The sequence below is a fragment of the Umezawaea sp. genome (assembly GCF_057122925.1).
Genome location: NZ_DBNGPQ010000186.1, coordinates 52,955 through 73,455, shown reverse-complemented (window position 1 = coordinate 73,455; position 20,501 = coordinate 52,955). Strand labels below are relative to the sequence as shown.

The window sequence follows — 20,501 nt, the reverse complement described above, 5'->3', positions numbered from 1 at the left end:
GGTGACCAAGGCGCTGATCGTCGTGGACGTGCAGAACGACTTCTGCGAGGGCGGGTCGTTGGCGGTGGCCGGTGGCGCGGCCGTCGCGGCGGCGGTGTCCGCGCACATCGCGGAGGGCGACTACGACCACGTCGTCGCGACCAGGGACTACCACGTCGACCCCGGCGGCCACTTCAGCGAGACGCCCGACTTCGTCGACTCGTGGCCGGTGCACTGCGTCGCGGGCACGCCGGGTGCGTCGTTCCACCCGGAACTGGACGTCACGGCCGTGCAGGCGGTGTTCTCCAAGGGCGCGTACGAGGCCGCCTACTCCGGTTTCGAGGGCAGCAGCGGCGGCGGCGAGCAGCTCGTGGACTGGCTGCGGGAGCGGGGCGTGGAGCAGGTCGACGTCGTCGGCATCGCGACGGACCACTGCGTGCGGGCGACCGCGATCGACGCCGCGCGGGCCGGGTTCGCGACGACCGTGCTGCTGGACCTGACCGCCGGCGTCTCGGCGGCCACCGTGGACGGTGCGCTGGGGAGGTTGCGGGACGCGGGGGTCGTCCTGCGCGGCGACCCCCGCGTCGGCTGAGCTACGGCGTCGGCGAACAGGCCGCCGCGCCGAGGACGATCTCACCGGTCACGCCCGACTCGGGCGTGAAGCGGAAGTGCACGGCGTTGATGGCGATGCCGCCGTCGTTCGGCTCGGGCAGCACGACCTCGCTGAAGGTCACGTTCGCGAGCACGACGCCGTCGGACCTCTTGACCCGGTGCACGTGGTTCGTCGGGATCTGGGCGGGCAGGTCGGTGAAGCCGGAGAGGCCACCCAGCTGCCAGCCCGCGTCCGTGCCCGACTCCTTGCCGACGCACACGGCCTTCCAGGACCCGATCTTCAGCCTGGGACCGCCCTCGGAGACCAGCGCGGACAGCTCGAACGCCTGCCCGTTGGCCTCGGACGTCGACTCGGTGGTGTCGTCCGTGACCACCCTGGTCGTGCACGACGTCGTGCCGCCGCCGAACTTGACGCCGGGCTGGTCGGTCACGGCCTGCGCGGAGTTCGACGTCGGACCGTCCACGGAGCACGGCGCCTGGGGCGGCACCGAGGCCTTCCTGCCCGCCTTGCTGAACTCGACGAAGCCCAGCGAGGCGGCTCCGGCGGGGTTGGCGGCCAGCGCGGGCGCGGCCGACGCGACGAGTCCGGCGACGATCCCGAACGCCACCACTCCCGCACGGCGTGCGGTGGTGCTGTTCATCTGGTGTTCCCCTTCCACAGTTCCCCCGAAAGCCGTTCAGGTCCGCTGAGTGCCGAACACCGGCGGCTCCACCCCTCGTCGAATGATTGATCGGGGATGGGTCTACCGCTAACAGCTCGGCACCCCATGTCACTCGTTGGGGGAACTGCTGTACCCGACCGAGTTCACCGCGCGCTGGTTGTCACGGCAGTTGCCGGAATCCTCACCCGCTGACGGCCAACTGGTCGCGCCAGCGGATCGGCCTGGTGACAGGGGCCAGCCCCAGCAGCCGCTCCAGCGCGGCCCGCACGCGCCCGGCCGCGAGCCCGTCGCCGAACGGGTTGCGGCCCAGCGGGAGCCGCAGCCGCGAGCCGAGCACCCAGCCCGCCTCGGCCATGATGCGGGTCGGGTCGGTGCCGACGACCCACGCGCTGCCCGCGTCCACCGCCGCCGTGCGCTCGGTCGAGTCGCGCAGCACCAGCACGGGCACGCCGAACGACGGCGCCTCCTCCTGGATGCCGCCGGAGTCGGTCAGCACGAGCGAGGCGCGGGCCAGGGCTCGGACCAGGTCGGAGTAGTCCAGCGGTTCGGTGATCACGATCCGGCGGTGGCCGTCGAGGACCTCGCGGACCTGGGCGCGCACCACGGGGTTCGGGTGCGCGGGCAGCAGGACGACGACGTCGGGGTGCCGGTCGGCGATGGCGCGCACGGCCGTGAGCACGCGGTGCAGCGGCGCGCCCCAGGACTCCCGGCGGTGCGCCGTGACCAGCACCATCCTGCCGCCGGTCACGTCCAGCTCCCGCTCCAGCGCCGCCAGGTCGGGGTCCCTGGCGGGCAGGCCCGCCGCGGCGACCCGCACCACGGCGTCCACGACGGTGTTGCCGGTGACCACGATGTCGCTGCCCGGCGGGTGCTCCGCGCTCAGCGCGCTGGCCGCCTCGTCCGTCGGCGCGAGGTGCAGCGAGGCGATCCGGGAGATCATCTGCCGGGTCCCCTCCTCGGGGAACGGCCCGGCCAGGTCACCCGTTCGCAGCCCCGCTTCCAGGTGCGCCACGGGGATCCCGCGCCAGAACGCGGCGAGCGCGCCCGCCAGCGTGGTCGACGTGTCGCCCTGCACCACGACGGCGGCGGGGGCGCGTTCGGCCAGCACCCGGTCGAACTCCGGCAGCAGGCCCGCGACCAGCTCGGCCTCGCCGCCGCACCGCGGCACGTCCAGCACCACGTCCGCCACGAGCCCGAACGCGTCGAGGGCCTGGTCGACCATCTCGCTGTGCTGTCCGCTGTGGACGATCGTCGGCCTGAGCACCGCGTGGCCCGCCAGCGCGAGCGCGACGGGGGCGATCTTCACCGCCTCCGGCCTCGTACCGGCCAGCAGCAGGATTTCCTTGGTCACCGTTCTCCTCTCGGGGGGTGCGGACGGTCCGGCGGGGGCGGGCCGGACCGTCCGCTGGCTACCGGGTGCGGCGCGACGCGCGTTCGGGCGCTCCTGGGCCGATCGGGTCGTGGACGTGCCTCCTCGCGGCGGGGCGGTGCTCTCCACAACTCGTGCGGCTGGCAACTCACCATCGGCGGACACCCCGTCGGATTAAGGGTTACTGCCCGTAAGGAGTGACGGCGTGTACCCACTTCGCCCAGCAGGGGCCACCCAAAGTCGATGACCTGGCCGTGAAGGAGGTTTCTCATCACCCGATCCGGGGGTAATGACCAGCGCAAACCTGACCGATGGCCCTTCAGGTGACTCTTTCGGGCGTTTCCCGGTCGGCTCGGCACCGGACGCCCTCGGGTGGCCGGGCTGGGACGACGCCGGGCACGTCCCAACCCGAAAGTGGAATCGACGCGATCGGGATCTACCCGCGCAGAAGGCTCGACATTCCTGTGCGACCAGCAACCCGATCTGGGCAGAGCGTCACTGTCACCCCCGCCCCCGTGCCCTAGACCCGCCTCACCACGTGCAGCAGGTACTCCTTGCTGTCCAGCGGGTTGCCGTCGGTCCGCTGCCTGCGCGGCGGCACGCCCACCACCGGCCGGTGGCTGTCGAAGCGGCTGACGAGCACACCGGACCCGTGGCTCAGGCCCGGCAGCACCCGCGTGAACTCCTGGACGGTGCGCAGCGGGATGGTGCCGTCCACGAGGCAGGTCGGGTCCGCCGCGGTGACGGTGTCCGGCACCGCGCCGTGGGCCGCGAGGGCGGCCAGGACGGGCCCGGCGGTGTCGGCCGGCACCTCCAGGTCGAAGCGGGCGACGGGTTCGAGCACCGTGGTCCCGGCCCGGCGCAGGGCTTCCACCAGCACCAACGGCGTCAGGTTGCGGAAGTCGGCCGCGACCGACACCGGGCTGGAGTAGGCGGCGTGGGTGAGGGTCACGCGGACGTCGTGGACCGCCCAGCCGCGCAGACCCTGGTCGAGCGTCGCCAGGACCGTGTCCTCGATGGCCTTGTGGAACGCCAGCGGGAGGCAGCCCAGTTCGACCTCCATCCCGTACGAACGCCCCGCACCCGGCTCCACGCGGAGGCCGATGGTGGCGACGAAGGGGTTGTCCGGCCCCATCTCCGCCAGCGACTCACCCGTGCCGACCGGGTGTTCCACGCACACGACGCTGGTGGGGGCGAAGTCCACCGGGATGCCGTACTCGTCGGCGAGCGTGGCCGCGATGACCTCCTTCTGGACCTCGCCGTACAGCGACACGACGATGTCCGCCCCCTTGCGGACGTTGATGAACGGGTCCTGTTCGGACAACCGCTCCAGCGCCTCGTACAGGCCGGGTGACGGCGAGCTGACCACGGTCTCCAGGGTCGGCGGGGCGAAGAGGCCGTGGTCGGTGAAGGCGTGCGGGGCGCCCAACTGGTCCCCGATGCGGATGCCGCGCAGGCCCCGGACCTTCGCGATGTCACCGGAGGACGCCGCACCGTCCCGGCACCGGGCACCGCGGTCGAACACCGAGACCCCGGTCGTGCGGCCGGTGGACCGGGTGTCGCCGCGGTAGTGGTCGACCCGGGTGCGCGGCGCGAGCGTGCCGGAGTGCAGGCGCACGTAGGCGGTGCCGTCGCGGTCGATCTTGAACACGGTCGCGCGCAGACCGTCCGAAGGGGAGTTGAGCGGGAAGTACCGCGTGATGCCGTCGACCAGTTCCGGCACCCCGGCCCCGGTCACGGCCGAGCCGAAGAACACCGGGTGCAGACGACCGGTGGTGGCCTGCCTGGCCAGCTCGGCCCGGCAGTCGTCGTAGGTGAGGGTGGTGTCGAGGTACCGCGCCAGGAACGTGTCGTCGTGCTCGGCCAGGTCGGCGGCGAACCCGCGCGGCACCGGGGAGGCGTCCGCGCTCCCGATGGCGGACACGGTGCTCAGCGGGACGATCCCCGACGCCAGCGCGCGCAGGTCGGGCACCAGGTACCGCGCGCCGCGGCGGTCGATCTTGTTCACGAACACCAGCACGGGCATCCCGAGCCTGACGAGGGTGCGCATGAGGAGTCGGGTGTGGGCCTGGACGCCCTCCACCGCCGAGACGACGAGGACCACGCCGTCGAGCACGGCGAGGGCCCGTTCCACCTCGGAGATGAAGTCCGGGTGGCCGGGGGTGTCGATCAGGTTGACCTTGACGTCGTCGACGGTGAAGCTCACGACCGCCGAGCGGATCGTGATGCCCCGTCGACGTTCCAGGTCGTCGGTGTCGGTCTGGGTGTCGCCGCGGTCGACGCTGCCCACGTGGTCGATGACCCCCGTGGCGTGCAGCAGCCGTTCGGTCAGGCTGGTCTTCCCGGCGTCAACATGGGCGAGGATCCCGATGTTCACGGTCTTCATGACGTGCGTGTCCCCTGTGTTCGGTCGTCACGTGCGGAACCGGCGCAACACAGGTCTTTCGGGACATGCCGTCTCTCCCAGAATCGGCGACCAAAACTCGAAGGTAGCAACGACCGCAACCGAATAACCGGCCCCCGACGAGCGTGAGGTTCGCAACTTGTCGATGCGGACGGGGCTCCGAGCCCCAACCCCCGGTTAACCTGCCTTGACGTTGCCGCGACCACACCGGGAGGTCTCCGTGTCCGTGCTAGCCATTCCCCGCCGTGCGGTACTGGCCGACTTCGTGCCCGGCTCCATCGCCCGAGACGTGGCGCTGGTCATCGGGGGCGCCGTGCTGACCGGTGCGGCCGCCCAGATCGCCTTCCCGGTGCCGGGCAGCCCGGTACCGATCACCGGCCAGACCTTCGCCGCGCTGCTGGTGGGAGCCTCGCTGGGCTGGCGACGCGGAGCGACGTCCATGCTCCTCTACCTGATCGCGGGCGCGGCAGGCGTCCCCTGGTTCCAGGGTGGAGCATCGGGCGCCCCGGCCTCCCTCGGCTACGTCGTCGGCTTCGTCTTCGCAGGAGCCCTGGTGGGCACCCTGGCAGGCCGCGGAGGAGACCGAACCCCGCTGCGCACGGTGGGCACCATGATCCTCGGCAACCTGGTCATCTACGCCTTCGGCGTCCCGTGGCTCATGGCGGCGGTGGACATCAACCTCAGCAGGGCACTGGCGGTGGGCGTGATCCCGTTCCTGCTGGGCGACGCCCTCAAGGTGGCCGCGGCAGCAGGCCTGCTCCCAGCAGCCTGGGCACTCGTCCGCCGCACCAAGTAGCCACCACGACAAAGACCCAACACAGGCCAACAAAGACCCAGCAAGGGCAACGCAGGGCCTTCCCTGAACCAAGGCCGAGTTTGCTCGGGGGATTTGCCCCTTGCCCTGGTGGATCGGGCAGGTGGTCACCACCTGCCCTTGAGCCCGGTCAAAGGGGCAGATCGAGGGGTCCCCGAGTCACATCGGCCACCCCGCTGGGACCGGCAGCACCCGGATCCCACGGACCGGCAGCAGCCCGATCCACGGACCAGCACCCCGATCCGACGAACCGGCAGGCACCCGTTCAGACAGACCGGCAGCACCCCGATCCACCGCAACCAGCGGCCACCGGGTCCCCCGAACCAGCAACCACCGGGTCCCCCGGAACCAGCACCCCCCGAACCCCACCAACCGCAAAACCGTCACCCCCTCCGGGTACCTTCTCCGGTGTGCCCGCCAAGACCGCGATCCCCGACACCCGAGCCCTGCTAGCCACCGCCGTCACCTCGGTAGGCGGGGCCGAACGCCAGGGCCAGGTCGAGATGGCCGAGGCGGTGGACCACTCCATCCGCACCGGCGAGCACCTCGCCGTGCAGGCGGGCACCGGCACCGGGAAGTCCTTGGCCTACCTGGTCCCCTCCCTCCGCCACGCCGTGGCCGAGGAGGCGACGGTCGTGATCTCCACGGCCACGATCGCGCTCCAGCGCCAACTGGTGGACCGCGACCTCCCCCGCCTCTCGAAGGCGCTCAAGAAGGAACTGGGCCGCGAACCCAACTTCGCCATCCTCAAGGGTCGCCGCAACTACCTGTGCATGCACCGCCTGCACTCCGGCGCCCCGGAGGAGCCGGACGACGGCGCCCTCTTCGACCCGTTCGCGGTCTCCCGCCTCGGCCGCGAGGTGAAGCGCCTCCACGAGTGGTCCTCGGAGACCGAGACGGGCGACCGCGACGAGCTGGTCCCCGGCGTCACGGAGCAGGCGTGGAAGCAGGTCTCCGTCACCGCGCGGGAGTGCCTGGGCGTGGCGAAGTGCCCCATCGGCGTCGACTGCTTCGCCGAACGCGCCCGCGCCGAGGCGGGCAAGGCCGACGTGGTGGTGACCAACCACGCGATGCTCGCGATCGACGCCATCGAGGGTTTCCAGGTCCTCCCGGAGCACGACGTGGTCGTGATCGACGAGGCGCACGACCTGGTGGACCGGGTCACGTCCGTGGCCACCGAGGAGCTGAGCGCGGCGGCCATCGCGTCAGCGGCGCGCCGGTGCGGCAGGCTGATCGACCAGAGCGTCGCCGACCGGATGGTCGAGGCCAGTGAGGGCCTGGCGATGCTGCTGGAGGACCTGCCGGTCGGGCGCATGGACGAGCTGCCGCGCGCGCTGGCGGGCACCCTCGCGGCGGTGCGGGACGCCTCGCACGCGTGCATCTCCTCGCTCGGCCCGGAGCGCAAGGAGGACGTCGAGGGCGCGACCAACCGCAAGCTGGCGCTGTCGCTGCTGGAGGAGGTCCACGACGGGGCCGTGCGGATCCTCGACGCGTTCGACGACGAGCGCGACGTCGTCTGGGTGTCCGGCGACTTCGCCGACCGGGGCCGTGCGCCGACCCTCCGCGTCGCCCCGTTGGGCGTGGGCGGCCTGCTGCGCGAGAAGCTGTTCGGCAAGCGCACCACCGTGTTGACGTCGGCGACGCTGACGCTGGGCGGCACGTTCGACACGCTCGCCCGCCAGTGGGGTCTCCCGGCGTCCTCCCAGAACCGCAGGGCCGAGGGCACCGCGACCGAGAAGGAACCGCCGTCCGACTCGGCCCCCATCCGCTGGACCGGCTTGGACGTGGGTTCCCCGTTCCAGCACGGCAGCAGCGGGATCCTGTACGTGGCGCGGCACCTCCCGCCTCCCGGCCGCGACGGCCTGCCACCGTCCTACGTGGACGAGATCGAAGGTCTGGTCAACGCGGCGGGCGGGCGCACCCTGGGCCTGTTCTCGTCGATGCGCGCGGCCAAGGCCGCCGCGGAGGCGTTGCGGGACAAGGTGGAGTACACCGTGTTCTGCCAGGGCGACGACGCCACCGGGCAGCTGGTGAAGAAGTTCGCCGAGGACCCGAGGAGCTGCCTGTTCGGCACGCTGTCGCTGTGGCAGGGCGTGGACGTGCCCGGCCCCTCGCTGCAACTCGTGGTCATGGACCGGATCCCGTTCCCCCGCCCCGACGATCCGCTGGCGTCGGCCAGGCAGAAGGCCGTGTCCGAGCGCGGCGGCAACGGGTTCCTGACGGTCGCGGCGACGCACGCCGCGCTCCTGCTGGCGCAGGGCGCCGGGCGGCTGCTGCGGTCGATGAACGACAAGGGGGTCGTGGCGATCCTCGACCCGAGGCTCGCGACCGCCCGCTACGGCGGGTTCCTGCGGGCGTCGCTCCCGCCGTACTGGACCACGTACGACCCCGAGGTCGTGCGGGCGGCGCTGAAGCGCCTGGACGCGGCCGTGGAAGCCGGGAAGTAGCGAGGAGCGTCGGCTAACCGTCCACGAGCAGGCCGCGCAGCGGCCCCTGCAACCGCTCGGCCCGCCGGGAGACACCGGGCAGCTCGGTCAGCCTGCCGTCACCCTCCATCGTGGGCCGCCAGATCCGGTCGACCACCTCGGCCGGGTTGCCGTCGATCTCGTTCACCGGACGTTGCAGGTGCTCCGACCAGAGCCTCAGCCTGGTCTCCCGCGCGACCGCCGGGTCGTCGGTGACGACGTTGACCTCGGTGTCGTTGAACAGCGAGTGCTCGTTGAGGTTGGCCGAACCGACGGTGAGCCAGCGGTCGTCGACGATCCCCAGCTTGGCGTGCACGTACACCTGCGCGCTGTGCTGACCGTCGTGCGTGTGGATGGTCGACGCGACGAGCCTGCGCCCGCCGTCGTCGGCGTCCAGGAGCCGCCCGAGCTGCCCCCTGGTGGTGTCGGACCCGTTGCTGGGCTTGCGCGGCAGGACCAGCACCACGCGGTAGTCGTCGTTCGGCGGGTTCTTCAGCTTGTCGATCAGGACCTCGGCGATCTCCGGTGACCAGAGGAACTGGTTCTCCAGGTACACCAGGTGCTCCGAGCTGCGCAGGGCGCGCAGGTAGGAGTCGAGGATGGTGAACTCGCCGCGCGGGGAGAAGTCGTAGTTGCGCTCCGGCACCGTGCGCGTCACCTGCACCGACGACGTTCCGACGGGAGCGGGGACCGCGGGCTTCGGCAGCGGTTGGCCCGCCACCTCGGTCCAGCGGCTGCGGAAGTGCTCGGCCACGTCCGCCACCGCGGGCCCCTCGATCCGCGAGCTGAGGTCGTGCCAGCAGATGGGGCGTTCGGCCGGGTGCTCGTGGCTGTCGTGGCGGTCGCCCTCCAGCGCGGTGAAGTCGATGCCGCCCACGAACGCGACCTCGTCGTCCACGACCACGATCTTCTCGTGGTGGCAGTGCATCGTCCGCTCGCGGGCGTCGAGCACGCACTGGACCGCGCTGTTCTCCGTGAAGCGCTTCTGGTTGCGCAGCACGCGCTTGCGGGTCGGCTCGAACATCGGCACCGGCGGACCGGCCCACAGCAGCAGCCGCACCGGAACCCGGTCGGCCACGGTGGTGAGCAGTTCGCCGAACGTCGGCTCGCCCGGTTCGCGGCTCAACCGGAAGTCGGGTTCCGCGCACCACGAGGCGATGTGGACGTGCGACCGGGCCCCCTCGATCGCCGAAGCGATCATCGGGAGGGCTTCCGATCCGTCGACGAGCACCCGGATCCGGTTGCCGTGGCGGACCGGCGAACGGGGTGAGAACCACCCCGTCACGCCGTCACCGAGCACCTCGCCCCAGCCGAGCTTCGTCAGACGCCGATCGTGGTGAGCGCACAGCACGCTCTCCAGTCGGTCTCCCAGGCGGTCGTCCAGCGTGTCGAATAGGCCCACAGGCCGTCTTTACCCCAATTCGGACGCTTCCCAAACATCCGGTCGCTCCTCCGGCCACTCGGCGACGACCGTCGTGGTGCCCGGCTCGACCTCGGTGAACCCCGCGTCCCGCACGGCCACCGCGCCCGCGTCCAGCAGCGCCCGCCACCTCTCGACCGACGGCGTGCGCACGGCGGTGCGGAAGTCGTTCGCCGCCCACGACTTCAGCCGCTCCTCCGACAGCGTCGGCGCGAGCAGCATCGTGCCGTGGCCGACCTGCGCCGCGGCCTTGCCCGCCGTCATCGGCACCTTCGGGTTCAGCCACAGCACCGGCACGTCCTCCGGCACCGGACCCGGCTCGTCCTCCGGCAGTTCGCTGCCGGAGATCTGCAACCGGGTCAGCTCCTTCGGCGCCTCCACGACCAGGCCGGGCACCAGCGCCCGCGCCTCGGCCCCGTTCACCGAGATCGTCACGCCGGGGAGCGCCTGGACGGCCTCCCAGTGCGCGCCGCGGGCCCGGCGCGACACCTTGCGGATGCGACCGCGCACCCAGCTCACGACCTCGTCGTGCCACTCCCCGTCCGGTTCGGCGCGGGGGTCGAGGCAGACGGCGATGGCCGCCGCGGCGGCGGCCTCCAGTACCGCGGTCCTGGTCGGCGGCTCGGCCCGTTCGATGCGCAGCACCACGGGCATCGCGCGCACCAGCGCGGGGTCTTCCTCGTCCGTCGAGTAGCCGCGGCCGACGAGCAGGTCCAGCACCTCGTTCACGGCCGGACCAGCTCCAGGCCGTCGGCCGCGTCGGCGGCCTCGACCTCGCCCCTGGTCACGCCGAGCACGAACAGCACGGCGTCCAGGAACGGGTGGGACAGGGCGGTGTCGGCGACCTCGCGCAGCGCGGGCTTGGCGTTGAACGCCACCCCGAGACCGGCGGTGCCGAGCATGTCGATGTCGTTGGCGCCGTCGCCGACCGCGACGCACTGCGCCAGCGGCACGCCCGCCTCGGCGGCGAACCGGCGCAGCGCCACGGCCTTGCCCGCCCGGTCGACCACGTCGCCGACCACGCGACCGGTCAGCTCGCCATCGACGACCTCCAGCTCGTTGGCCGCGCAGAAGTCCAGCGACAGCTCCTCGACCAGGCCCCGGATGACCCTGGTGAAACCGCCGGACACGACGCCGCAGCGGAAGCCGAGCCGCTTGAGCGTGCGGATGGTGGTGCGGGCGCCCGCCGTCAGCTCCAGGTTCGCGCCGACCTCGTCCAGCACCTCCTCCGGCAGCCCCTCCAGCAGGGCGACGCGGCGGCGCAGCGACTCGGTGAAGTCCAGTTCGCCGCGCATGGCGGCCTCGGTGATGTCGCGGACCTTGTCCTCGCACCCGACGTGCGCGGCCAGCATCTCGATGACCTCGCCCTGGATGAGCGTGGAGTCGACGTCGAACACGACCAGCCGCTTCGCCCGCCGGGCCAGGCCCGCGCGTTCCACGGCCACGTCCAGGCCGACCCGCACGGACACGTCGGCCAGCGCCGAACGCAGCTGCGCGTCGCTGTCCTCGGTGTCCTCGGCGACCGAGACCCGCAGTTCGAGACCCGTCACCGGGTAGTCGGCCACGCCGCGGATCGCGTCGATGTTCACACCGAGCGACGCGAGCCTGCGCGCGACCTCGGTGAACGCCCGCGCGGTCACCGGGCGGCCGAGCACGATCAGCACGTGGCTGGACTCCAGCCGCGCGGTCCGCTTCGAGTCCGCGCCCAGCTCGATCTCCACGTGCATGGACACCGTCGCCATCGCCTGCTCGACGGCCTCCTGGAGACCCTCGGGGTCGTGGTCGGCCTCGACGAGCACCCCCAGCACCAGCCGACCTCGGATGACGACCTGCTCGACGTCGAGCACGTCGACGCCGTGGCGCGTCAGCACCGCGAACAGCACCGACGACACCCCCGGTTTGTCCGGTCCGGTGACCGTGATCAGCACTGGCGTGGCCTTGGCCATGTTCACTGAACTCCTCCGGAATGCGAAGAGCCCCGACAGCCATGGCGGCTGTCGGGGCTCAACGTTGAACCTGCGCTCAGGTTACTTGTGGTCGGGTTCGGCAGCGCCGGAAGCCGTACCGGATTCCACGACGTGCGTGGCCATCTCGGAGAGGGCCGGGGTGGCCTCCTCGTGCGGGATGGTCTTGCCGGTGAACGTCACGTGCGCCTCGTTGTGGATGCGCTCGATCATGTGCGGGTAGTGCAGCTCGAACGCCGGGCGCTCGGAGCGGATCCGGGGCAGCTCGGTGAAGTTGTGCCGCGGCGGCGGGCACGACGTGGCCCACTCCAGCGAGTTGCCGAAGCCCCACGGGTCGTCCACCGTCACGACCTCGCCGTACCGGTAGCTCTTGAAGACGTTCCAGATGAACGGCAGCGTCGAGGCTCCGAGGATGTACGCGCCGATCGTGGAGATCGTGTTCAGCGTGGTGAAGCCGTCGCTGGCCAGGTAGTCGGCGTACCGGCGCGGCATGCCCTCGTTGCCCAGCCAGTGCTGGACGAGGAACGTCGCGTGGAAGCCGAGGAACGTGGTCCAGAAGTGCAGCTTGCCCAGCGGCTCGTCGAGCATCCGGCCGGTGATCTTCGGGAACCAGAAGTAGATGCCCGCGAACGTGGCGAACACGATCGTGCCGTAGAGCACGTAGTGGAAGTGCGCCACCACGAAGTACGTGTCCGAGACGTGGAAGTCGATCGCCGGGGCGGCCAGCAGGACGCCGGACAGACCACCGAAGAGGAACGTCACGATGAAGCCGATGCTGAACAGCATCGGGGTCTCGAAGGTCAACTGCCCCTTCCACATCGTGCCGATCCAGTTGAAGAACTTCACGCCGGTCGGGACCGCGATGAGGAACGTCATGAACGCGAAGAACGGCAGCAGCACGGCGCCGGTGGCGTACATGTGGTGCGCCCACACGGCCACGGACAGCGCCGCGATGCCCAGCGTCGCGTAGACCAGGCCGTTGTAGCCGAAGATCGGTTTCCGGCTGAACACCGGGAACACCTCCGACACGATGCCGAAGAACGGCAAGGCGACGATGTAGACCTCCGGGTGACCGAAGAACCAGAAGAGGTGCTGCCAGAGGATCACGCCGCCGTTGGCCGGGTCGAACACGTGCGCGCCGAGGTGCCGGTCCGCCAGCAGGCCGAAGAGGGCCGCGGTCAGGATCGGGAAGGCCAGCAGCACGAGGATGCTCGTCACCAGGATGTTCCAGGTGAAGATCGGCATCCGGAACATCGTCATGCCGGGCGCGCGGAGGCAGACCACCGTGGTGATCATGTTCACGGCACCGAGGATCGTGCCGAGACCACCGATGGCCAGACCCGTGATCCACAGGTCGGCGCCGACGCCGGGCGAGTGGATGGCGTTGCTCAGCGGCGTGTAGGCGAACCAGCCGAAGTCGGCGGCGCCGCCGGGCGTCACGAAGCCCGACATCACGATCAGGCCGCCGAAGAGGTACAGCCAGTACGAGAAGGCGTTGAGCCGGGGGAACGCCACGTCGGGCGACCCGATCTGGAGCGGCAGGATGAAGTTCGCGAAGCCGAACACGATCGGGGTCGCGTACAGCAGCAGCATCACCGTGCCGTGCATCGTGAAGAGCTGGTTGTACTGCTCGCTGGACAGGAACTGCATTCCGGGCTGAGCCAGCTCGGTGCGGATCAGCATGGCCATCGCGCCGCCCACCATGAAGAAGGCGAAGGACGTGACCAGGTAAAGGATGCCGATCTGCTTGTGGTCCGTGGTGCGGAACATCCGCAGCAGGAACGAACCCTTGACCGCTTCGCGCGCCGGGAAAGGACGCGTAGCGATCGGCTGCGGGGCTACGGCCGTCACGGTGCCTCCTGCACTGTTCACCTACATGGTGGCCTTGGTGGGACCAACGTCGTTCGGGCGCCATCGAACGGCGAGGACCGCCCAGTGGCTCACCGGATCGTAGACCGCGCTACCGGGGACGGCGTGATGGGGTGATGACCACCTCGCGCGCACGTAGCCCAGGTCACACCCGCTCGGCGGGTGAGGTCGCCCCGTGCTCGCACGGGGCCCGGTGGTGCCCGCGCCGCCGTTCCGCGTGTTCTCCGCGGACCGGCTCGCCGCCCCGGTCCACGCGGCTTCCACCGCGGGGACGTCCGCCGTGGACCCCCACCCGGCGCCCGCGGACCACGAGGAGCACGACGGCGGGCCGCACCCGTGCCCCGGTCTGGCCGTCACGGCCCTCGGCCTGCTCGCGCCGCACCTGACCAGGGGCGGCGTCCGCCTCGCGACGACGGTCGCCGAAGCCGCGCCGGTCACCCGCAGCCCTCGTGAGCGGCCACCCGCGTGGCGCGCTCCCGACCTGTCCCGGTTGCGCGCGCCGCGGCTTTGTGGAGCCGCCCGCCCCGCCACGGCACCTACCGGCGCGGACCTCGACCGCGCCTGGCCGACCGCGACGGTCGAGCACCACCGGGGAGCCCTCGGCACCGCGGACCGGCAGCCGGCGGCAGGCTCCGACGACGAGGTCGGGCGGTTCGCGGCGGGCGGAGATCGACAGGGTGACCCAGCTCCTGACCGAGGTCCGAGCACGCCGAAGGGGGCCCGCCGATGTCGGCGGGCCCCCTTTCCGGGCCGTGGTTACGCGACCGCGCGCACGGCGGCGACGATCAGGCCGGCGACCTCGTCGGGGCGGGACACGGCGATGGCGTGCGACCCGCCGTCGACCTCGACGGTGGTGGCGCCGAGGCGCTTCGCGGCGGCGCGCTGCGAGTCCGGGTGGATGGCGTTGTCGGCGGTCGCCACGGCGAACCACGAGGGCAGGGTCTTCCAGGCGGGCTCGACGCCCAGCGGCTCACCGAGCGCGTCCTGCGCCACCGGGCGCTGGCTGACGGCGGCCGTGGCGGTGAACTCGGCGGGCAGGTCGGCGGCGAACACGCTGGCGAACGCGTCCTGGCGGATCGTGAACTCGGTGCCGGTGCCGTCGGCGGTCGGGAACTGCCGGGGCACGAGCGACGTGCCCAGCTCGACCTCGGGGAACCCGGCGACGGAGCCGAGCGCGCTCTCGCCCTCGTCGATGCCGAACGAGGCCACGAAGACCAGGCCCTTCACGTTCTCCGCCTTCGAGCCCGCGTGCGTGATGACCGGGCCGCCGTAGGAGTGGCCCACCAGCACGACCGGGCCGTCGATCTGGTTGACGACGCTCGCCACGTAGTCGCCGTCGTGGGTGAGGCCGCGGAGCGGGTTGCCGACCGCGAGGGACTCGATGCCCTGGGCGCGGAGGCGCTCGACGACCGGGGCCCAGCTCGAACCGTCCGCGAACGCGCCGTGGACCAGGACGACGGTGGGGTTGGTGCTCATCTCGTTCTCCTTCGGGTCGTGACCGATGACGCAAAGCTAGCGCACGTTTAACTCGTGTGCAAGTTACTTGTATGCATACTACTGGCGTGCGTGGCATCATGGGTGGAGCGACCTGGAAGGGATGACCGATGACCACGACTCCGGAAGACCGCACGTCAGCCGTCGACGACCTGCTGTGCTTCGCGCTCTACGCGGCGTCGAGGGCGCTGACCGCCGCCTACCGACCGCTGCTCCAGGACCTGGGCCTCACCTACCCCCAGTACCTGGTGATGGTCGCGCTGTGGGAGCGGGAGTCCATGCCGGTCAAGGACCTCGGCGACGCCCTCCAGCTCGACTACGGCACGTTGACCCCGCTGCTCAAGCGCCTGGAGGCCGCGGGCCTGATCACCAGGCAGCGCCGGATCGACGACGAGCGCTCGGTCCAGGTGGGCCTGACGCCCGAGGGGTCGAGGATGCGCGAGGCCACCAGCTCCATCACCCCCGCCATCGGCGCCGCGATCGGCCTGCCGGAGGCCGAGGTCGAGCGGCTCCGGGTCTCCCTGCGCCAGTTGACCGCCAACGTGTCCGGCCGTGGATGAGCTGACCCGGCGCGGCGTGCGCGCCGCGGTGGCCGTCGCGGGCTCGCTGGGGCTGCGCGCGTCCGACCCGGTGGTGCTGCGCGACGTCAGCAACCTCCTGGTCCACCTGCGCCCGGCCCCGGTCGTGGCGCGGGTCGCGACCAGCACGGCGCTGGCGCGGGTGGACGTGGCCGAGCACTTCCGGCGCGCGGTGGACGTGACGGCCTACCTGGCGGGGCGGGGCGTGCCGGTCGTCGGCCCGCCCGACGAGGTGCCCGCCGGGCCGTTCACCCACGACGGCATGGTCGTCAGCTTCGCCGAGTGGGTCGCGCACGACCCGACGTGGGTGCCGACCGACTTCGCGCCCCGCCTGGCCGACCTGCACGCCGAGCTGCGCTCCTACCCCGGCCCGCTGCCCGACCGCGGCCCGCTGGCCGACATCGACGCCGCCCGAGCCGGGTGGACCCGCCCCGCGGACCAGCTGGACTCGTTCACGGCCGTGCGCGACGCGCTGGTGGAGCGGTGGCCCGCCGACGAGGTGCAGCCGCTGCACGGCGACGCCCACCCCGGAAACCTGCTGATGACGGCGAACGGGCCGGTCTGGAACGACTTCGAGGACACCTGGCGCGGCCCCGTGACGTGGGACCTGGCGTGCCTGGCCCTGACGGGCAGGCTGGACGGGATGGCGGCGGCGAGCGGCTACCCGGTGCCGCGCGGTGGACTCGCCTTCCCCCTGCGGCTGCGGAGACTGCACGCGGCCGGGTGGCTGACGGTGCTGGAGCGCCGCTTCCCGGAGTACCGGGACGCGGCCGACGAGCAGCTCGAAGCGGCGCTGGTGCCGCCGGTGGACCGGCCGCACTAGCGCGGTGACCTCGACCCCACCGGGTTCGCGGTCACCGCGCGAGCCGCGGGGCTCAGTCCGTCGCTTCGGGCGCGGCGGCCTTCACGTAGACCGTGCCGCCACCGGGCATTCGGCGGAAGAAGTCGACCGGGTTGACCGGCTGCCCCACGTGCCCGACACCTGCGGGGAACTGCGGTGCGGGAACGCCGACCGCGGGCTGCTGCGGCGGCACACCGAGGGAGTGGTTCGGCACCACTCGACGATCGTTGGGGCTCATGTGCTGTTGGTGTCTTCCTCTGATGCGGGGGCTGTGTCGATCAGCTGGTAGTCGGCGAGCATTCCCAGCGCGGTGGTCAACCGCTCCAGGACCTGGTTCTCCTCGACGTCCCACAACGCTCGTGCTGCGACGAGGTCGTCCCCGGTCCGGGGTCCACCGGTCTGGCGGACCAGGAGGTCGAGGACTGCTGCTGAATCGTTTTCCAACCAGAACAATTCGGGCGGTGAACCAGTACGTCCGACCACGGTGCGACCGGTCGGCAACAAACCGCTCGAACGCACTGCTGGATTCGTCACGTACGAATAGGACGAGGGCATTGACCTCGACGGGATACTAGATGCCTGCGGAACAGGCCGTTCCAGGAGGTCACCCAGCATGGTCCGCGCATCCTGGAGCAGGTGCAATGCGTGTTCCCGCAGCCATTCGCCGATCTCGGCGGCACGCTTCTCGGCGACGGGGAGCAGCGAGTCCGGCCCGGCGGGCAGACCGTTCGAGCCCCGCTCGAACTGGGCCAGACAAAGGTAGGCGTGCCACGCGGCGAACACCTGCTCGAACGGCCACCGCGCCCCCGACCACGATGGGGTGAACTCCTCCACTTCATCGGAATTAACGTGGAAGAAACGGCGAGTTATCGCGAGGTCGAAGAACTTCTCGTGCGCACCCTCGTGAATCAGCGCCTCGGCGACCTCGAACGCCGAGCCGGGGCGCGCGACGACGACCAGACCGGGGAAGTACCGGGAGGAGGCCGACACCAGTCCGCCCGCCGTCGCCGGGTCCACGACGGCGAGGAGGTCCACGTGGGTCAGCAGGTCCTCGGCGAGCGCTCCCCCGGCCTCGCGCACGAGCCGGACACCGTCGGCGACGACGGCCAGGACGTCGTCGAACCCCTCGTCGGCCGAGGTCACCAGCCGCAGGCCCGCGACCGGTCCGATGATGCGCAGCAGGTCGGCCAGCGCGTCCCGCGCCACCGGGTCGGCGACGACGGGCAGCCCCGCGTCCACGACGTCGCCGACCGCGGCCCGGTCCACGGCCAGGTCCCGACCGGCCAGGTCGACCTGGCCCGCGAGCGCACCGCCGAGCCGGTGGCGGACCAGGGGGCTGTCGAGCACGTCGTCGGGGACGGGACCGGCGACGCCGATCAGCTCGGCGGCGAGGCGGTAGAGCGCGCGGCGCTCGGCGACGATCTCATCGGGCCTCGCGAAGGCCGCGTGCACTGCAACTAGGTCCGGCGCCAACGACGACTCCGATATCACGGCCCCCGACGGACAGTGCGCGCACACTACTCCATCCGGGTACTCGCCAGACAACGCCCCGCTTGTCTGACAACCGACTGCTTGGCGGGGCACTCGCCCCACCAAGCCGCGCGGGTGGTCAGGCCGAGAAGATGTTCACCACGTTGACCAGGCCGACGATCGTGAAGGCGACCACCGCCAGCACGAACATGGTGAGCAACGTCCTCCAGCCGATGGCCATCACGGCGATGGCGGCCACTACGGCGATTCCTACTGCGCTTGTCGCGGGCATGACGACCTCCGGTGGGTGGGCGGCCGGGGCAACCGGGGTGCCGGGTTGTCCCACCTGAATCCTCCTGCCATGTCGGTTGTCTGTCAACCTACATCTTGCTGCCAGACAACTTGCCTCGGTTGTCGGACTGCCCTACGCTGTTGAGAATGCTTTTCGCCACGCAGAGAGGTCGTCGACGATGAGCGCCGAGCCGGGCGAGCCCGCGGCGAAGAGCGACGAGTGGGCGCTCTCCGCGGATTCACGCCGCCCGCTCCCGGACGTGATCGCCGACAAGCTGAGCGCCCAGATCGCGGGCGGCGAGTTCGCCGTCGGCGACCGGCTGCCGACCGAGCCCGAGCTGGCGAACCGGATGGGTGTCGCGCGCAGTTCGCTGCGGACCGCGTTGCAGCGCCTTCAGATCCAGGGGTTCGTCGAGGTCAAGCGCGGTCTTGGCTGGTACGTGCGGTCGACCGACACCTCCCCGGCCGAGGAGCCGCTCGGCGGTCTCGGCACGCACCGCTACCGGCCGACGGACCTGCTGGAGATGCGGATCGCGCTGGAGACGACGGCGGCGAGCATGGCCGCGATGCGGGCCGAGCCGGGTGAGCTGGACGAGATCGCGAAGCTGAGCGCCAAGCACCAGGAGGCGCCGCACACGGACAAGCACGAGCTGCTGCGGACGGACGAGGCGTTCCACGGCGCGATCGTCCGCGCGAGCCACAACGTGCTGTTCGAGCAGTCCTACCAGGCGTTGGAGCCGCAGCTTCGGGACTTCCGGTGGCACGGCCACGCGACCCGCGAGGTGCACAACCGGTCCGTCAACGACCACAACCAGATCGTCTGGTTCCTCCGCAGGGGCGACCAGGCGGGCGCGCGGGCGGCCATGACGACGCACCTGCTCGGGCTGTACCTCGACCTGAGCCCGGAGACGGGCGCCACGCTGAGCACCTACGCCGGTGACGGCGACGACGAACCTGAGTGGATCAAGGAGCCGTAGGGGGCAGATCAGCCGAACGGACCTGGTGGATCGCCGGTCCCGCTCCCACCATGGGAGTGCAGGGCGGTGAGAGGGGTACCTGACGGCGTGACGGACGATCGGGCAGGTCAGGGCGCCCTTCGTCCGCGCGGCAGGCGAAGCGTGCTCCTCGCTGCCCTGGGGCTGGCGGCGTTCGCCGCCGTCGACCTGGCCGTCGTGCTGCTCTGGCGTCCCGCCGACGACGACTGGCAGCTCGTCGTGCACCGCCTGCTGTTCGAACTCTGGCCGCTGCTCGTCATCGCCGCGTTCCTGATGACCGTCTACGAGGTGTACCTGCACCGCAGGCTGCTGTCGGAGATCGCCAGGATCGCCGGGCCGGGCATCGTGGAAACCCTGCTGCCGCAACAGGTGATGCGGACGTTCCTGTCGTCCATCTACGGCGAGAACGACGCGAACGACGACGTGCTCACCGGCGTGCTCGGCGGTGAGGGCCTGCGCCCGCTCGGCGGCGACCTGACGATCAGCACCCGCACGACGGTGGACTACGAGCTGCGGGCCGTCGACCACGAGACCTACCACCTGACGTCGACGGTGAGCTACAGCTTCCGCAAGAACGTCGCCGTGGACCAGTTCGTCATCTTCGCCACCAGCAACGCCCTGCTCCGGGACTCGATCATCAACGGGTCCCGGCTGCCGCTGTTCGAGCTGTGGTTCATCCCGGACACCGCGCTGTTCCAGGACTCGACCGAGGACATGGCCCACTCGGTGCGGATCGGCATCGACTACGTCGACGGCGAGGGCCAGCACCGGGTCGCCGAGTCGAGCCGGATCAGCCTCCACGACGTGAGCTTCGGCCAGTGGGCCGACTACCTGACGTTCTTCCGCGAGGCGATGGGCCCGCTCCCCCGGCAGAACCCGCGCAGCCACCTGAGCGACCTGCGGATCTTCCGGTGCGACCTGAGCGGGATCGCCGACGACGACCACGTGGTGCACGCCATCGAGCGGTTGACCGTGCGGTCGACGACGAGGCAGCGCATCGACGACGGGTACTGCTACTGGCAGTCGCCGTACCCCTGCTACGTCGAGCGGATCACCATGAACGCGAAGGAGCTGGCCGTCGACAGCGCTCCCACCAGGGAGTTCCGGATCGTGCCGTTCACGTTCCGGTCCAACACGTCGTCGGCGCGGTGGCTGCGGGCGGACGAGCTGGGCGACCTGGACGTGCGGTCGTGGCTGCTGCCCGGTCACGGGGTGGCGCTGCTCTGGCGGGACCAGGTGCCCTGACGTCCTTGCAGAACCCGAACACTCGCCGC

At 71.2% G+C, this 20,501-nt stretch carries 17 protein-coding genes; 7 read left to right on the top strand and 10 right to left on the bottom strand.

Annotation, left to right across the window (positions count from 1 at the left end):
• Position 1: 1 nt before the first annotated feature.
• Positions 2–571 (top strand): isochorismatase family protein, encoded by a 570-nt coding sequence (locus AC156L_RS41385; RefSeq protein WP_330878427.1) that lies wholly within the window; start codon positions 2–4, stop codon positions 569–571.
• Position 572: 1 nt separating this feature from the next.
• On the opposite strand, the gene AC156L_RS41380 is transcribed toward AC156L_RS41385, so the two are convergent.
• The 3 genes from AC156L_RS41380 to AC156L_RS41370 all read right to left on the bottom strand — a co-directional run bounded on the left by AC156L_RS41380 (position 573) and on the right by AC156L_RS41370 (position 5,008).
• Positions 573–1,232: a hypothetical protein gene (locus tag AC156L_RS41380; protein ID WP_330878428.1), complete on the bottom strand. Its 660-nt coding sequence runs from the start codon at positions 1,230–1,232 to the stop codon at positions 573–575.
• 202 nt (positions 1,233–1,434) lie between these two features.
• The gene (gene wecB, locus AC156L_RS41375) at positions 1,435–2,604 is read right to left on the bottom strand and encodes a non-hydrolyzing UDP-N-acetylglucosamine 2-epimerase (protein WP_330878429.1); all 1,170 of its coding nucleotides are present in this window, start codon (positions 2,602–2,604) and stop codon (positions 1,435–1,437) included.
• A 538-nt stretch (positions 2,605–3,142) separates the two neighbouring features.
• Positions 3,143–5,008 carry a translation factor GTPase family protein gene (locus tag AC156L_RS41370; RefSeq protein ID WP_330878430.1) on the bottom strand — a complete coding sequence of 622 codons (1,866 nt, stop codon included), beginning with the start codon at positions 5,006–5,008 and terminating at the stop codon, positions 3,143–3,145.
• Between the two features lie 238 nt (positions 5,009–5,246).
• Here AC156L_RS41370 and AC156L_RS41365 point away from each other — a divergent pair, with 238 nt between their 5' ends.
• Complete coding sequence (locus AC156L_RS41365) at positions 5,247–5,822, top strand: biotin transporter BioY (RefSeq protein WP_330878431.1); 576 nt, start codon at positions 5,247–5,249, stop codon at positions 5,820–5,822.
• A 428-nt stretch (positions 5,823–6,250) separates the two neighbouring features.
• Complete coding sequence (locus tag AC156L_RS41360) at positions 6,251–8,287, top strand: ATP-dependent DNA helicase (RefSeq protein WP_414719997.1); 2,037 nt, start codon at positions 6,251–6,253, stop codon at positions 8,285–8,287.
• Between the two features lie 13 nt (positions 8,288–8,300).
• Here AC156L_RS41360 and AC156L_RS41355 read toward each other — a convergent pair whose 3' ends face one another.
• The 5 genes from AC156L_RS41355 to AC156L_RS41335 all read right to left on the bottom strand — a co-directional run bounded on the left by AC156L_RS41355 (position 8,301) and on the right by AC156L_RS41335 (position 15,034).
• On the bottom strand, positions 8,301–9,707 hold the full coding sequence (locus AC156L_RS41355; RefSeq protein WP_330878432.1) for a phospholipase D-like domain-containing protein: 1,407 nt from the start codon (positions 9,705–9,707) through the stop codon (positions 8,301–8,303).
• Between the two features lie 9 nt (positions 9,708–9,716).
• Complete coding sequence (locus AC156L_RS41350) at positions 9,717–10,454, bottom strand: peptidyl-tRNA hydrolase (protein ID WP_414719999.1); 738 nt, start codon at positions 10,452–10,454, stop codon at positions 9,717–9,719.
• A complete protein-coding gene (gene serB / locus AC156L_RS41345; protein ID WP_330878433.1) occupies positions 10,451–11,671 on the bottom strand; it encodes a phosphoserine phosphatase SerB in 1,221 nt (406 codons plus the stop codon). The genes AC156L_RS41350 and serB overlap by 4 nt, the downstream gene beginning before the upstream one ends.
• A gap of 81 nt (positions 11,672–11,752) precedes the next feature.
• Complete coding sequence (ctaD, locus tag AC156L_RS41340) at positions 11,753–13,540, bottom strand: aa3-type cytochrome oxidase subunit I (RefSeq protein WP_484407821.1); 1,788 nt, start codon at positions 13,538–13,540, stop codon at positions 11,753–11,755.
• 774 nt (positions 13,541–14,314) lie between these two features.
• Positions 14,315–15,034 carry an alpha/beta fold hydrolase gene (locus AC156L_RS41335; RefSeq protein ID WP_330881927.1) on the bottom strand — a complete coding sequence of 240 codons (720 nt, stop codon included), beginning with the start codon at positions 15,032–15,034 and terminating at the stop codon, positions 14,315–14,317.
• A gap of 128 nt (positions 15,035–15,162) precedes the next feature.
• Between AC156L_RS41335 and AC156L_RS41330 the strand changes: the two genes are divergently transcribed.
• On the top strand, positions 15,163–15,612 hold the full coding sequence (locus tag AC156L_RS41330; protein ID WP_330881925.1) for a MarR family winged helix-turn-helix transcriptional regulator: 450 nt from the start codon (positions 15,163–15,165) through the stop codon (positions 15,610–15,612).
• Entirely contained in the window at positions 15,605–16,453 is an 849-nt protein-coding gene (locus AC156L_RS41325; RefSeq protein WP_330881923.1) for an aminoglycoside phosphotransferase family protein, read from the top strand. Before AC156L_RS41330 ends, AC156L_RS41325 begins: the two co-directional genes overlap by 8 nt.
• A gap of 52 nt (positions 16,454–16,505) precedes the next feature.
• Here AC156L_RS41325 and AC156L_RS41320 read toward each other — a convergent pair whose 3' ends face one another.
• Together AC156L_RS41320 and AC156L_RS41315 are read right to left on the bottom strand one after the other, a co-directional pair.
• On the bottom strand, positions 16,506–16,709 hold the full coding sequence (locus AC156L_RS41320; RefSeq protein WP_330881921.1) for a hypothetical protein: 204 nt from the start codon (positions 16,707–16,709) through the stop codon (positions 16,506–16,508).
• On the bottom strand, positions 16,706–17,923 hold the full coding sequence (locus AC156L_RS41315) for an aKG-HExxH-type peptide beta-hydroxylase (protein ID WP_330881919.1): 1,218 nt from the start codon (positions 17,921–17,923) through the stop codon (positions 16,706–16,708). Before AC156L_RS41315 ends, AC156L_RS41320 begins: the two co-directional genes overlap by 4 nt.
• Positions 17,924–18,411: 488 nt before the next feature.
• Here AC156L_RS41315 and AC156L_RS41310 point away from each other — a divergent pair, with 488 nt between their 5' ends.
• Positions 18,412–19,209, top strand: a complete 798-nt coding sequence (locus AC156L_RS41310; RefSeq protein ID WP_330881914.1) for a FadR/GntR family transcriptional regulator — start codon at positions 18,412–18,414, stop codon at positions 19,207–19,209.
• A 141-nt stretch (positions 19,210–19,350) separates the two neighbouring features.
• Positions 19,351–20,472, top strand: a complete 1,122-nt coding sequence (locus AC156L_RS41305) for a hypothetical protein (protein WP_330881912.1) — start codon at positions 19,351–19,353, stop codon at positions 20,470–20,472.
• The last annotated feature ends 29 nt before the right edge of the window (positions 20,473–20,501 follow it).

What these genes read in the sequence shown, in the direction of transcription:
- AC156L_RS41380 (WP_330878428.1), bottom strand. Translation starts at nt 1,232, where the DNA reads ATGAACAGCACCACCGCACGCCGTGCGGGAGTGGTGGCGTTCGGGATC.
- AC156L_RS41370 (WP_330878430.1), bottom strand. Translation starts at nt 5,008, where the DNA reads ATGAAGACCGTGAACATCGGGATCCTCGCCCATGTTGACGCCGGGAAG.
- serB (WP_330878433.1), bottom strand. Translation starts at nt 11,671, where the DNA reads ATGGCCAAGGCCACGCCAGTGCTGATCACGGTCACCGGACCGGACAAA.
- AC156L_RS41335 (WP_330881927.1), bottom strand. Translation starts at nt 15,034, where the DNA reads ATGAGCACCAACCCCACCGTCGTCCTGGTCCACGGCGCGTTCGCGGAC.
- AC156L_RS41330 (WP_330881925.1), top strand. Translation starts at nt 15,163, where the DNA reads ATGACCACGACTCCGGAAGACCGCACGTCAGCCGTCGACGACCTGCTG.
- AC156L_RS41320 (WP_330881921.1), bottom strand. Translation starts at nt 16,709, where the DNA reads ATGAGCCCCAACGATCGTCGAGTGGTGCCGAACCACTCCCTCGGTGTG.
- AC156L_RS41310 (WP_330881914.1), top strand. Translation starts at nt 18,412, where the DNA reads ATGAGCGCCGAGCCGGGCGAGCCCGCGGCGAAGAGCGACGAGTGGGCG.